The following is a 13787-nucleotide window of genomic DNA, read 5'->3' as shown; positions in this document are numbered from 1 at the left end:
CGTTCGGCTTACGCGAAACCAGTCCCCTCTCCCCTTTGGGGAGAGGGCTAGGGTGAGGGGGCGGAGTTCCGGCGGACGACCTCGCCGAGGCCATCACACCGAAAGCAGCCATCTCTACTCCCCTTCCTCATCCAGCGTAAAGGCCACCACCGAATCCCCAATCTCGGTGCCGAACGAACCATGCCCGCCCGCCATCTGTACGACGTACTGCTTGCCGGTTTTCTCCGACACGTAGGTCATCGGCGTCGCCTGGCCGCCGGCGGGCAAGCGGCCCTTCCACAGCTGTTCACCCGTCTGCAGGTCATAAGCGCGCAGGTAGTAGTCCAGCGTGCCGCTCATGAATGCCACCCCGCCTGCGGTAACGATCGGGCCACCCAGCGCAGGGGTGCCGACCGGCAGTGCGATGGGCACGGGCGTGCTGTCGCGGCTGGTGCCGTTCTTGTGCAGCCAGATCTTCTTCATGGTGCGCAGATCGAAGCCGGTCACATACCCCCACGGCGGGCTCTGGCAGGGCAAGCCCAGTACCGACATGAAAGGCTTGAGGATGACCATGTACGGCGCGCCCAGATTGGGTTGCAGGCCGGTCTCGCCGCCGCCGGTGCGAAGGTCCGGGTCCACTTCGCTGCGCTTGACCATGGTGGAGACGAACGCCAGGTAATTGGGCGCGCCGAACAGGATCTGCCGACTCGGGTCCACCGCCACGGATGGCCAGTTGAAAGTGCCGACGTTGCCCGGGTAGATCAACGAACCCCCTTCGGACGGCGGCGTGAAGTCACCCTCGTAGCGCAGCTTGCGGAACTGGATGCGGCATATCATCTGATCCAGCGGCGTGCCGCCCCACATGTCGCGCTCCTGCAGCGGCTCATCCGGCGCATAGCTGACCGACGAGACGGGCTGGGTAGGTGCAGTGAACTCGCCGTAATCGGTGCCCTGGGGCACGGAAATCTCGCCTACGGGCACGATGGGCTCACCGGTGCGACGGTCGAGGATGTAGAGATCACCGCGTTTGGTCGGCTGGATGATCGCAGGCACCTTGCCCTCGGGCCGTTCAATATCGACGAGCGTCGGTTGCGACGGCAGATCGCGATCCCAGAGGTCATGGTGCACGGTCTGGAATTCCCAGCGCACCTTGCCGGTCGCCAGGTCCAGCGCCACCAGCGCATCGGTAAAGCGCTCCGCTTCCGGCGTGCGTGGTTTCGCCCATTGGTCCGGGGTCTGGTTGCCGGAGGGGATGTAGACCAGCCCCAGCGACTCGTCCGCGACCGAAGTGGTCCACCAGTTCGGCGTGCTGCGGGTGTAGGTCTCGCCGGGGGCCAACGGCTCGGAGGCGTCCGGGTTGCCCGGGTCGAAATACCAGACCAGCTCGCCGCTGTGCACGTCGTAGGCGCGCACTACACCGCCCGGGGAATCCACCGCGCCGTTGTCAGTGATCGCGCCGCCGATGATGACCAGCTTTTCCGTCACCACGGGCGGCGAGGTCGGCAGGTAGACGCCCAGCGCGCCTTCACCCAGGCCTTCTTTCAAATCGACCACGCCGGCATTGCCGAAGTCTTCGCACGGCTTGCCGTCTTCGACATCCAGGGCGACCAGGGTGGCGTCGTTGGTTGGCAGGAACAGACGGCGCTCGCAGCGTGCGGCGGGCTGATCCGGCTGGTCGCTCGTCGAACCGGCGGAGGCATAGCGCACACCATCGTGGAAGGCCAGGCCGCGGCAGGTCATGTGCTGGTAGTACTCGGCCTTGCGATTGATGTTCGGATCGTAGCGCCAGCGCTCTTCACCGGTATCGGCGTCGATGGAGATGGCAATGCTGTGTGGCGTGCAGATAAACAGGCTGTTGCCTACCTTGAGCGGCGTGACCTCGTAGGTGAACTCGCCAGGATCGTTCGGGCCTGGCAGGTCGCCGGTGTGGTAGACCCAGGCCTTTTCCAGATCGCCAACGTTCTGCGGGGTGATCACCGCCGCGGTCGAGTAACGGTCACCCCGCTCGGATCCGCCATAGGCCGGCCAATCGTATTCGGCACGCCCGGCTTGGCCTTGTGGGTCGACGCCCTGCATCTGCGCGTCGCTGAACTGCCCCTCTATCGAATGGTAATCCTGGGTGAGCGAGTAGCCAGCCATCAGCGCCCCGGCCACCAAGCTGAGGCCGAGCAGCCCGCTGGCGCCGTCACGCCAGATCAACCGGGTGCCTGCGTAACGGTTGATGAAGGGCAGCATCAGCCAGAGGCCGAGGATGCACCAGAGGTCGATGCGCGGGGCCAGTTGCCACCAGTCGAAGCCAACCTCGTACAGCGTCCACGCCAGCGTTGCGAGCAGCAACAGCGCATAAATCCATATGGCCGCTCGCCGACGGGTGAATAGCAGAACAGCCACTATCAGCAGCCCGAAGCCGGCGGTCAGGTAGTACCAGGAGCCACCCAACGCAGCGAGATAGCCGCCGCCGACCGTCATCACCAGGCCCAGCAGCAGAATCGCCAGCGCGGTCAGGGTGATCCGCAAGGGGCGCGGTCCGTATTCGTTGCTCATCTAAACGCTCCAGCCATGACAAACGCTAAAAAAGCGGATCGAAACCTTTTGTCACAGGTTGGACCCGACTTCTGTGGATGCACGGCGGAGCCCTTTAGTTCAGCCCTTGGAGCCCGTCCGTCAGGCTGCCGCGCCAACGTTGAGTGGTTGAGCCTCGGGTCGTTTGATCACCGCATAGATCACCCCGGTGACCACGCTGCCGGCGAGGATGGCCGCCAGGTAGAGCAGCGCATGGTTGATCGCGTTGGGGATCAGCAGCACGAACAGCCCGCCATGGGGCGCCAGCAGCTTGGCGCCGACCGCCATGGACAGCGCGCCAGTCAGCGCACCGCCGGCGATACTGGCCGGGATCACCCGCAGCGGGTCCTTCGCGGCGAAGGGGATCGCGCCTTCGGAAATGAAGCAGCAACCGAGCACCAGCGCGGCCTTGCCGGCTTCACGCTCGGTCTGGGCGAACTTGCGACGGGCGATCAGCGTGGCGATGCCCATGCCGATCGGCGGCACCATGCCGGCGGCCATGGTGGCGGCCATCGGCGCGTAGCTTTGCGAGGCGAGCAGCCCGACCGAGAACGCGTATGCCGCCTTGTTGACCGGCCCGCCGAGGTCGACGCACATCATGGTGCCTAGCAGCAGCCCGAGCAGAATGGCATTGGACGTGCCCATGGTGTCGAGGAACTCGGTGAGTCCGGCCAGCATCTTCGCCACCGGTGTACCGACGATGTAGATCATCACCAGCCCGGTAAACAGGCTGGCCAACAGCGGGATGATCAGGATCGGCTTGAGCGATTCGACACTGGCCGGCAAGGGAATCCAGCGGCTCACGGCCTTGGCCGCGTAGCCCGCGACGAAGCCTGCGATGATGCCGCCGATGAAGCCCGCGCCGAGGGTGCCGGCCAGCAAACCGCCGATCATGCCGGGCGCAAGGCCGGGCCGGTCGGCGATGGAATAGGCGATGTAGCCGGCCAACAGCGGCACCATCAGCTTGAAGGCCGTCTCGCCGCCGATCTGCATCAACGCCGCAGCCAGGGTGCCCTCTTCCTTGAACGCCTCGATGCCAAAGACGAACGACAGCGCGATCATCAGGCCGCCAGCAACGACCATCGGCAACATGTAGGACACGCCGGTCAGCAGGTGCTTGTAGACGCCGGTCTTCTCGCCCTTCTGCTCCGCAGCGCCAGCGTTGGCCGCCGCGCCGCCACTGAGCACCGCACCTTCTGCCAGCGCGCGATCCAGCGTCGCCTCGGGCTGCTTGAGCGCCACGCCGGTGCCACAACGAAACACCCGCTTGCCGGCGAAGCGCGCCACGTCCACCTCGATGTCGGCGGCGAGCAGCACCACATCGGCCTCCTCGATAGCCTGGGGGTCGAGCACGTTGCGCGCGCCCACCGAGCCGCGGGTTTCCACTTGCAGCTCATAGCCTTTGCGCACCGCCGCCTGCTGCAGCGCTTCGGCCGCCATGAAGGTGTGCGCGACACCGGTCGGGCAAGCGGTGATCGCCACCAGCTTGGGCTTGCCGCCGGCCGGCGCAGCGTCCGCGTCATCGGTCTGTGGCAGTTCGGTGGCCGTCTCGGCGGCGCTGCGCAGAAAGCCCTCTGGATCAAGCAAGGCTTCGGATGGCGTCGATTGCACCACGCGCTTGCCGACGAAACGCTGCAGCGACAGCGGCCCGGTCTTGACCACCACGACCAGGTCGGCGTTGGCGATCTGGGCCGGCGTGAGCGGCGAGCCGATGGCCTTGGGATCGTGGACTTCCACGGCAGTCGACCAGCCCAGGCGCTGGGCCGCCGCTTCGAGCAAGCGTGACGTCAGCACGCTGGTGACCATTCCGTTGGGGCAGGCCGTGACGATGAGCAGATTCATTCCTTCACCTCTTGTTCGATTTATTGGCCCAGCGGCTGGAACTGAACCGCAGCTTCCAGTTCGGCCAGTTGCGCCCGGTCGGTAATCCCGAAGCCCACCTGCCCCACTGCCTGCGCGGCGATCGCGGTGGCATGCGCGAGGGTGCGTTCGGCGGGCCAGCCTTCCAGCAGGCCGTGGAGCATGCCGGCCAGCAACGAGTCGCCGGCGCCAACGGTGCTGACCACCTGGACCTTCGGCGGACGCGCGTGCAAAGCCCCGCTCGGCGAGAACCAGCTAACCCCCTCGGCGCCCTGGGAAATCACCACATGCTCGATGCCTTCGCGCCGCAATGCCCCGGCCTCGACGGCCAGTGCGTTTGAACCCGCGAGCTCGACCCCGCGTGCCTCGCCCAGCTCTTCTTCGTTGGGCTTGATCAACCAGGGTGACGCGGCAAGGCCTTCGCGCAACGCCACACCGCTGGTGTCCAGCGCGACGCGCGCGCCGAGCGCCTTGAGCCGTTGCAACAGCTCGACGAACCACTGCACCTCGATGCCGCGCGGCAGGCTGCCGGCAACGACGACAAGGTCATGGCCGGGCACCAGCCGCTCGAGCCGCGCCAGCAATTCGCTGCGCTGTGCGGCGGCGACATCGAGTCCCGGACCGTTGATGTCCGTGACCTGCCCGCCGGCTTCGGCCAGTTTGATGTTGCTGCGGGTATCGCCTGCCACGCGGACGAACGCGTCGGCAAAGCCTCGCGCGGCGAACAGCTGCTCGAACGCCTGCGGATTGCCCTCACCGAGAAAGCCGGTAACGGTCAGTTGGTGGCCGAGATCAGCCAACACCTGAGCGACGTTGAGACCTTTACCGGCGGCATGCACCTGCAGGCTGTCGCTGCGATTCACCTCGCCCAGGCGCAGCGACGGCAGCCGCACGGTCAGGTCGAGGGCCGGGTTGAGGGTGACGGTCAGGACGCGGGCCATCAGCAATGCTCCCCGACAAAGGCGCGCACCTCATGGGCACCGGGCAGCCTCAGCGCCTGTTGCGCCAACTGCTGACAGGCGGCGAAATCCAGCTCACGCACCCGCGCCTTGACCAGTGCGATGCTGCGCGCCGAGACGCTCAACTCGTCGACCCCCAGCCCCACCAGCATCGGCACGGCCAGCGCATCGGCCGCCAGTTCGCCGCAGACACCGACCCACTTGCCATGGACATGGGCCGCCTCGACCGTCATGCCGATCAACCGCAGCACCGCCGGGTGAAGGCCATCGGCCTGGCCGGACAGGCTCGGGTGGCCGCGGTCGATGGCCAGGGTGTACTGCGTCAAATCGTTGGTGCCAATACTGAAGAAGTCGACTTCCTGGGCCAGCACCGGCGCGATCAGCGCGGCAGACGGCACCTCAATCATGATGCCCACCTGCAGGTCGGCGACCGGCAACTCCGCGCGCAGGCGGTCGACCATGGCTTTGGCGGTGCGCCACTCCTCGACGAAGCCGACCATGGGAAACATGATCCTCAGCGGACGGCCATCGGCCGAGGCGAGCAAGGCGCGCAGCTGGGTTTCCAGAATCTCCGGACGTTGCAGGCTCAGGCGGATACCGCGCACGCCGAGGAAGGGATTCTCCTCGGCCGGCATCGGCCAGTACGGCAGCGGCTTGTCACCGCCGACGTCCAGCGTGCGCACCACCAGCGGCCGACCGTCGAGGGCGTCCAGCACGCGGCGGTATTCGGCTTCCTGGGTCGCCTGATCCGGCGCCTGGGAATGGTCCATGAACACCAGCTCGGTGCGCAGCAGGCCGATGCCTTCTGCGCCCATCGCCACGGCATCTGGCGTTTCGCCGGCGGCACCGATGTTGGCGGCGATCTCCACCGCATGACCGTCGCGGGTAACCGCCGGCTCCAGCCGTCGCTCATTTGCCAGACGCTTGCGCTCCTCGCGGGTGGCGCGTTCAGTACGGGCCTGATCGAGCTGCGCGTCGGTCGGCGAAACCAGCAGCTCGCCGCGCTCGCCGTCGAGCAACAACAGGGTGTTGGGCGCCAGCCCGAGCACGCCCGGCCCGGCGCCGACGATGGCTGGAATACCCAGCGCCCGCGCGATGATCGCGCTGTGGGAGGTCGCACCGCCGCCCGCGGTCAGAATGCCGGCGACCCGCTGGGCGTTGAGCGTGGCGACGTCTGACGGCGCCACTTCATCCATCACCAGAATGTACGGCTCATCCGGCGCCTGCTCGGCCTCGACGCCGGTCAGGCAGGCCAGCACGCGGCGGCCCACATCACGCAGATCAGCCGCGCGCTCGGCCAGCAGCTTGTCATGCAGCGCCTCCTGTTGCTGCGCCGCGCTTTCGATTTCCTCCATCCAGGCCGCTTCGGCGCTCAGGCCTTTCTGCAGGCGTACCTGGACTTCCTCGCGCAGCGCCGGGTCCTTGAGCATCGCCTGGTGGGTGGTAAAGATGTCGCGGATGCTGGCGACCTGGCTTTCCCGAATCAGCAAGCCGATTTCGCCGTGTACCTTGTCCAGCGCGCGATCGAGCCGCTGCAGCTCGACTGCCAACGACTCGCCGCGTTGGGGGTAATCGATCACCTGCGGTTTGCGCACCAGCACCGGGCCGATGGCGATGCCGGGCGACGCGGCGATGCCGTTCACCTGCTCACCGGCGCGCAACGCGGCCTGCTCGATGACCGACTCTGCCGGCCCCTGCGCCATGACAGGCGGCTCGCTCGCCTCGCCAGGTGCCGGCAATGGCTCAACCTCCTCGCCCAAGCCGTCTTCGACCGCTCGCACCAGCGCCGGCAGCGCATCGCCGGCAATGCCGGGCTCGGCCATAAATTCCAGAATTTGACCGCGCTGCGCGCCCAACGCCAGCAGCTTGCTCAGGCTCTTGGCCGACACACCGGCGCTCTCGCTGCCGGCCAGGCGCACGCGGATCTCGCCCTCGAAGGCCTGGGCAGTTTCGGTCAGGGTTTTCGCCGGGCGCGCGTGCAAGCCATGGGCGTTGGCCAGCGGCACCTGGGCGCTCGGCCAGTCGGCGGGCACCTCACCGCCGAGAGCTTCTAATACGGTACGGCTGGATGTCGCCTCGCTCAGTTCCTGCCCGCGCCCTTCGATAAGCAGGTTGCACAGCCGTTCGAGCATGGCCCGGTGCGCTTCGCCGAGGCTGGCCAGGACGAACAGGCCTTTGAGCGGTTGATCATGATGGTGGAGGTCGGACGCCGGCGTGACGAAGGCCAGCCCGGGGCGCTGCACCGACTGCTCGCTGCTCAGCCACCACAAGCCGTCGCCCAGCGGCAGCGCCTGGTTCAGCGGCAGGCTGGCATTGAAACCAGGCTCCACGCACTGCGCACGTTTGAGCAGCTTGACGCCCTGCCAGGCCAGCTCATCGAAGTCGTCGGCGGCAACGCCCAGCCCGACCAGTTCGCCATCCAGTGCCAGCGCCTGCGGTGCGCCCTGCAGCAGGTCGATAATCGCCTCGGGGCTCTCGGCCTTCTGCAGCGCCTCACTGAGGTCGCCTTCGCCCAAGGCTCGGGTCAACAGCTGCAACAGCCGCAAGTGCTCGTCCGAGCGCGCGGCGATGCCGATGGCGAGGTACACCTGTTGGCCGTTGCCCCAGTCCACGCCGGCGGGAAAATGCATCAGCCGAACGCCGGTGGTGAACACCTGATCACGTGTCTCCGGCGTGCCATGCGGGATGGCGATGCCCTGCCCCAGGAATGTCGAGCCCTGCGCTTCCCGCGCGCGCAACCCGTCGAGGTAACCGGGCGCCACCAGCCCATCCGCCACCAGCACCTCGCTCAGCAGCGCCAAAGCGGCCGGCTTGTCCGGTGCGGTCTGGTGCATGTGGATGTGCTGTGCATTCAACTCAAGCATGGAGTACTCCTTGCGGGCTCGCGTTTGTCATTGTCGTGGGCGCTACGCCGGTAGGGCCCTTACCCTGGGCCGGCGCTTATGACCGGGCGCTTGCTGAAACGTTTCACCAAAGGCTGGCACATTACTCAACATTGGGTAATTCTAGAAGCCCAAGTTCACACCACCCGTCTCAGGACCATCCGTTGAAACTGACCGACATCGCCCGCCTCGCCAACGTCTCGGTGACCACCGCCAGCTATGTGCTCAATGGCAAGGCCGCGCAGCGGCGCATCAGCCAGGCGACCGTGGAGCGGGTGATGGCGGTGGCCGAACAGCAAGCTTTCCAGCTTGACCAGCAAGCCGCCGGGCTGCGCCGCGGGCAGTCGCGTACCCTCGGCTTCATCGTTCCGGATCTGGAAAACCCCAGCTACGCACGTCTGGCCAAACTGCTTGAGCAGCGCGCGCGGCAGCGCGGCTACCAGTTGCTGATTGCCGGCACCGACGATGAGCCGGACACCGAGCGTCAGGTCGTCCAGCTGCTGCGCTCACGCCGCTGCGATGCGCTGATCGTCGCCAGCTGTCTACCAGTCGACGACCAGAGCTATCGCAAGGTGCAGGCGGCTGGCACGCCGGTGATCGCCCTCGACCGTGCGCTGGACGCCGAGCATTTCTGCTCGGTGGTCAGCGATGATTGCGAAGCGGCCGCCCTGCTCACCCGCTCGCTGGCAGTTCCGGCCGCCGCCCATATCGCCCTGATCAGCGCACGCCCGGCATTGCCCATCAGCCAGCAGCGCGAGGAAGGTTTTCGCCAGGCACTGACGCAGCACAGCGGTCAGGTCAGCATCCTGCAGGCCGAACAGTTCAGCCGTGCGTGCGGCCGTGAACAGATGCTCGCCCTGCTGGACCGTGGCCCGCTGCCCGATGCGCTGATCACCACCGCCTACGTCTTGCTCGAAGGCGTCTTCGATGCGCTGCGCGAGCGGAACCTGCTGTGGCCAGAGCAGCTGCGGCTCGCGACCTTTGGTGACGCGCAGTTGCTGGATTTCCTGCCGATCCGGGTCAATGCGATTTCCCAGCAGCACGAGCAGATCGCCGAGCAAACCCTGGAACAGGCAATCCGCGCCATAGAGCAGGGCGATTACCGTCCCGGCGTGACCGCCATCGAACGTGAGCTGAAAGTGCGCCGCGGCTGACGCCCCTTGCGGGCGCTGCCGCACTGGCGGAAGCTAGTCGTCTTTTCGAACACACCCGCCTTCCTGATGAACATCGACCAGATCACCCAACGCCTGCACGCCATCCGCGATCAGAACGACTGGCGGCGCTTTCACAGCCCGAAAAACCTCGCCATGGCCGCCAGCGTGGAAATGGCCGAGCTGGTAGAAATATTCCAGTGGCAGACCGAGGACGAGTCGCGCCAGCTTTCGGCCGACAAACTTGAGCATGCCGGGCAGGAAGTCGGCGACATCCTCATGTACCTGCTCTTGATGTGCAGCGAACTGGGCATCGACATGGAGCAGGCGCTGCTGGCCAAGCTGGCCGATAACGAGCGGCGGTTCACTCGATGAGCGATCGGCATTTCGACGAGCTGGCGACGCGCTTCGCCGAGAAAATCTACGGCGGCGCCAAGGGTGCGATCCGCCTTGCGGTGCTGCAGGCGGATCTCGCCGAAGTTCTACCGGAACGCCCATTGCGCGTCCTGGACATCGGCGCGGGCCTTGGCCACATGAGCCTGTGGCTGGCGCAGCAGGGCCATCAGGTGACGCTGGCCGAACCCGCCGAACCCATGCTCGAAGGCGCGCGCCAGCAGTTCGCCGAAGCCGGCCAGCAGGCGACGTTCATTCAGGCGCCCTGGCAGGAGGTTGAAGACCATGTCGAAGGCCGTTTCGACTTGGTCATCTGCCATGCGGTGCTGGAGTGGCTGGCCGAGCCGCAAGCGATCCTGCCGGTGCTGCATCGCCTGGTTGCGGATGACGGCTGGCTGTCGCTGGCCTTCTACAATCGCGATGCGCTGATCTACCGCAACCTGCTCAAGGGCCATTTCAAGAAGCTGCGCACCCAGACCTACGCGGGCGAGCGCCAGAGCCTGACACCGCAACAGCCGCTCGACCCGCGCGAGCTGGCCGCGCAACTCGCGCCGCACTGGCAGGTCGAATCAACCAGTGGCGTGCGCGTATTCCATGACTACATGCCCGCCGATTTCCAGGCCCGTACCGAGCCTGCCGACCTCATCGAGATGGAACTGGCCTACCGCCGCCATCCGACATTCGCCGGCCTCGGGCGTTACCTGCATTGGTTATGTCGGCCGCGCTGACAGCCGGCCCGGAGGTTTTCATGGTTCGTGTCCTGCCACCGCTGCTGTGTGCGCTGCTTGGCCTGGGCCTCGCAGCCTGTCAAAGCGACAACCCCTACACGTCCGAGTCGGCGCCGATTCCGCCGGCGCCACCGGTCGAGCAGATCCAGTCGCCGACCTATCCGGCCGCACCACGGGATTTCTCCAGCTATCAGAGTTGGAGCTGGCGCAACCCGCCGGCTGCCACGGCTACGCTCGCTGCCGAGGAGCTGCAGGAAATGGTGTCCGGCGCGCTCGATCAGCGCGGCTTGCGTCCGGCGCCACCGAGCGCCAAGGGCGATGTGCAGATCAGCGCAAGCGCGCAGATGGAGACCCGTGTGCGGCAGGTATACGATGATTACGGCACCCGAGTCGGCGTCGGTGCCGGTCGCTATGGCGGCTACGGTCCGGGGTACAACAGCGGTTATGGCATTGGCGGCAGCGTCCCGGTGGTGCGTCACTACGAAGAAGAAGTGGTCACCGTGCGCATCGAGATGATCGACAGCGCCTCCGGCCAGACCGTGTGGAGCAATCGCGCCGAAGCCCTGAGCGGTGATAGCCAGGCCGAACGCAAAGACGCAGCACGCGATGCAGTGAACCGTGCGCTCGCCGATTATCCGCCGCGCTGAGATTGCGTACTTACCGCAAGGAGAACCGAGATGTCCCGCTCACTGCTGATGCTATCCCTGCTACTGATGCTCGCTGCCTGTCAGAGCACCCAGGTACAACGCGACTTCGACCCGCAGCGCGATTTTTCCGCCTACCGGACCTGGAGCTGGAAAGAGCCGGCCCTGCAGTACCGCCCGGACGATCCGCGCATCAAGAGCGACCTGACCGAGCAACGCATCCGCAGCGCCGTCAGCGAACAGCTCGACCAGCGCGGCCTGCGTCAGGCCCAAGCTGGCGCACAACCGGATCTGCTGGTGCAGGCCTGGTTTCTCGTCGATGAGCGCAGCCAGCAATACACCACCTCGTCAATCGGCGCATGGGGCGGCCCGTGGCACGGATTCTGGGGTGGACCGGCGATCACGGACACCCGCACCATCCACTATCAGGTCGGCACCTTGCAGCTGGACCTCTACGACGCTGACGACGGCAAGCTGGTCTGGCGCGGCAGCGCCGAACAGGTCCTGCGCGACGACCCCGGCAGCCCTCAGGAGCGGGCCGGGATGTTTCGCGAAACCGTCAACAAGGTTCTCTCACAATACCCGCCGCGCTAGCATTGTCGGCTCGCATCCCTTTCAGCCCGCCGCTCTGGCGGGCTTTTAGTTACGTTCTGGAGACATTTGCATGCCCGTCATAGCCTGGTGGCTGCTCGTTCTGCCGTTGATTGCCGGAGCATTCCTGCCCCTACAGGCCGGCATCAATGGGCAAGTGGCCAAGCACTTCGGCAGTGTCATGAGCGCGGCGTTGCTGTCCTTCGCGGTGGGCACCGTGGCGCTGATCTGCGTCGTCCTGTTCCAGCGAGACATGCCGGGAATCCAGGCGCTGCGCGGCCTGAGCGGGTATCACTGGTGCGCTGGCCTGCTGGGGATGTTCTTTATCGCCACGGCGGCCTTCGCCGGCCCGCGTATCGGCGCACTGCTGTTCATGGCGCTGGTATTGGCCGGGCAGCTGGGCATGGCGCTGCTGCTCGATCACTTCGGCTGGGCGGGTTTTCGTCAGTCGTCGATCAGCCTTGGGAAGATTGCCGGGCTGCTGCTGATCTTTGGCGGCGTGTGGATGATCCGCCGCGGCTGATGGCGACGGGCCGCGAGCGGCTACTCGCGCTCAAAGGCGTAGAACAGGTTGGGCTCGCTGACCAGATAAAGGTCGCCGCGCTCGTCGAAGGTCATGCCTTCGGCCTGAGGCATGCTTTTATCGAGGCCGGCGAAGCCGCTCCATAGCGACCGAAAGCTGACCATCTCACCCCGGCTGTCGAGTTCTAGCATCATCTTCGCTTCGTCACTGAGCAGCACCAGATGGCCGGTGCGCTCGTCGAAATGCACCGAAGCCAGGTCGCTGGCCATGTCCTTGTCTTCGATCCAGGCTTCGCGGTCGATGACCTTGAGGTTCAGCTGCCCGTTGAGGCTGGCCTTGATGCCCTGAATCTCATAGAGCTTGCGCGGCGAATGTTCTTTCACCACAAACAGCCGGTCGCCGGCGCGATCGTAGCCCAGCCCCTCGAAGCCCGCGTTATCCGACGCCCCCATCGACAGCGATACCGTTGCGTAATCCTCCCGTACCAGCTCACCAGGGCTTGTGGGGACCGGCAGGATCACAATCGACTGGCTGCGTTCCTCGGCGACTGCCAACAGGTTGTCGCCCAGGTAAGTGACCGCCTCGACATCGATGAAACCCTTGAGCGGATAACGGGCGATGAATTCGCCATTGAGGTCCAGGGCGACGAGCTCCTCCGGGTTGTTCACCACGGCCCAAAGCTGGTTGCGCCACTCATCGAAGGTCAAGCCGGACAGATTGTTGGCGACGGTCGCCACCGGTTTCGCCTCGATCCGCACCTGATACTCCGGCAACCACAGGCTGCGGGTCTGGAGGCTGCTCTCTTGCCAGGCCGATTGCAGCGAATAGAACACCCGTTCATCGAGGTGAAAAGTCGCGGCGGCATACAGCGCACCGGCAGCCAGCATTCCGAACCCCCAGACCTGCGGGCGGACCTGAGGCAACCAACGCAGGCGGGTACTGGTAGCAGTCGGCATCGTCTTTTTCTCGTTGGGGAGGCTAGCTAGCCTGACCGGGAAGGATTGCAATTGCATGACGGTGCGCGCGGTGGCGACGATCAGCCTGCTACTGACCTGGCCTCGCGACCGCGGTTCAATCGCAAGGCTGGGAACTGCCGGGCGGATTGGCAGCCCAATGGACCAGGGAACGGCTGCGCTTGCGGCCGCGGATCGTTTGGCAGGAGCGCAGCATGCAGGTGGAAAGCTTTTTCGAATGGTTGGGCCAGGCGCTCGGCACGGTGATCCGTTACATCGTCGATGCGTTGAGCGGCTTCTTCGGATTGTTTGCCGATGCCGGTGCCAACTTTCTCGAGGGCCTGTCGCGCACCTTGGGTATGGACCGCTCGCTGATCAGCCTGATTGCCTTGGCGATCGGCCTGATGCTGCTGGTCGGTGCCTTCCGCGCGTTCTTCCGTCGCTCGTTCATCGCCGGGGTGATCTATCTGTTTCTGGGGCTCTGGTTGCTGAGCTGGCTGATTCACTAGGCGCTGAATTCTGGAAATATAAGCCTGACACTGGGCAAGCGGCGGGCGTCGAA

12 protein-coding genes are annotated in these 13787 nt (G+C 65.7%); 7 read left to right on the top strand and 5 right to left on the bottom strand.

Features of this window, described 5'->3' with window-relative positions; all coding sequences use genetic code 11:
• Positions 1–114: 114 nt before the first annotated feature.
• The 4 genes from PSTU_RS0106365 to ptsP all read right to left on the bottom strand — a co-directional run bounded on the left by PSTU_RS0106365 (position 115) and on the right by ptsP (position 8224).
• On the bottom strand, positions 115–2523 hold the full coding sequence (locus PSTU_RS0106365; protein WP_019340206.1) for a membrane-bound PQQ-dependent dehydrogenase, glucose/quinate/shikimate family: 2409 nt from the start codon (positions 2521–2523) through the stop codon (positions 115–117).
• 120 nt (positions 2524–2643) lie between these two features.
• A complete protein-coding gene (locus PSTU_RS0106360; protein ID WP_019340205.1) occupies positions 2644–4383 on the bottom strand; it encodes a PTS fructose-like transporter subunit IIB in 1740 nt (579 codons plus the stop codon).
• 20 nt (positions 4384–4403) lie between these two features.
• A complete protein-coding gene (gene pfkB, locus PSTU_RS0106355) occupies positions 4404–5342 on the bottom strand; it encodes a 1-phosphofructokinase (protein ID WP_019340204.1) in 939 nt (312 codons plus the stop codon).
• Positions 5342–8224: a phosphoenolpyruvate--protein phosphotransferase gene (gene ptsP / locus PSTU_RS0106350; protein ID WP_019340203.1), complete on the bottom strand. Its 2883-nt coding sequence runs from the start codon at positions 8222–8224 to the stop codon at positions 5342–5344. The genes pfkB and ptsP overlap by 1 nt, the downstream gene beginning before the upstream one ends.
• Before the next feature lie 182 nt (positions 8225–8406).
• Between ptsP and cra the strand changes: the two genes are divergently transcribed.
• From cra to PSTU_RS0106320, 6 genes are all read left to right on the top strand, one after another.
• Positions 8407–9396, top strand: a complete 990-nt coding sequence (cra, locus tag PSTU_RS0106345; protein ID WP_019340202.1) for a catabolite repressor/activator — start codon at positions 8407–8409, stop codon at positions 9394–9396.
• 66 nt (positions 9397–9462) lie between these two features.
• Complete coding sequence (locus tag PSTU_RS0106340; RefSeq protein ID WP_019340201.1) at positions 9463–9768, top strand: nucleotide pyrophosphohydrolase; 306 nt, start codon at positions 9463–9465, stop codon at positions 9766–9768.
• Positions 9765–10514, top strand: a complete 750-nt coding sequence (locus PSTU_RS0106335; protein ID WP_019340200.1) for a methyltransferase domain-containing protein — start codon at positions 9765–9767, stop codon at positions 10512–10514. Before PSTU_RS0106340 ends, PSTU_RS0106335 begins: the two co-directional genes overlap by 4 nt.
• Positions 10515–10534: 20 nt before the next feature.
• The gene (locus PSTU_RS0106330; protein ID WP_029404643.1) at positions 10535–11161 is read left to right on the top strand and encodes a DUF4136 domain-containing protein; all 627 of its coding nucleotides are present in this window, start codon (positions 10535–10537) and stop codon (positions 11159–11161) included.
• Between the two features lie 30 nt (positions 11162–11191).
• Positions 11192–11752: a DUF4136 domain-containing protein gene (locus tag PSTU_RS0106325; RefSeq protein ID WP_019340198.1), complete on the top strand. Its 561-nt coding sequence runs from the start codon at positions 11192–11194 to the stop codon at positions 11750–11752.
• A 70-nt stretch (positions 11753–11822) separates the two neighbouring features.
• Positions 11823–12272: a DMT family transporter gene (locus PSTU_RS0106320; protein ID WP_019340197.1), complete on the top strand. Its 450-nt coding sequence runs from the start codon at positions 11823–11825 to the stop codon at positions 12270–12272.
• A gap of 20 nt (positions 12273–12292) precedes the next feature.
• On the opposite strand, the gene PSTU_RS0106315 is transcribed toward PSTU_RS0106320, so the two are convergent.
• The gene (locus PSTU_RS0106315) at positions 12293–13228 is read right to left on the bottom strand and encodes an SdiA-regulated domain-containing protein (RefSeq protein WP_019340196.1); all 936 of its coding nucleotides are present in this window, start codon (positions 13226–13228) and stop codon (positions 12293–12295) included.
• A gap of 212 nt (positions 13229–13440) precedes the next feature.
• Here PSTU_RS0106315 and PSTU_RS0106310 point away from each other — a divergent pair, with 212 nt between their 5' ends.
• Positions 13441–13734, top strand: coding sequence for a hypothetical protein (locus tag PSTU_RS0106310; RefSeq protein WP_019340195.1), 294 nt, complete (start codon positions 13441–13443; stop codon positions 13732–13734).
• The last annotated feature ends 53 nt before the right edge of the window (positions 13735–13787 follow it).

Source organism: Stutzerimonas stutzeri SDM-LAC (assembly GCF_000235745.1).
GTDB classification, from domain to species: Bacteria; Pseudomonadota; Gammaproteobacteria; order Pseudomonadales; family Pseudomonadaceae; genus Stutzerimonas; species Stutzerimonas stutzeri_H.
This window is presented reverse-complemented; position numbering and strand designations above follow the sequence as displayed.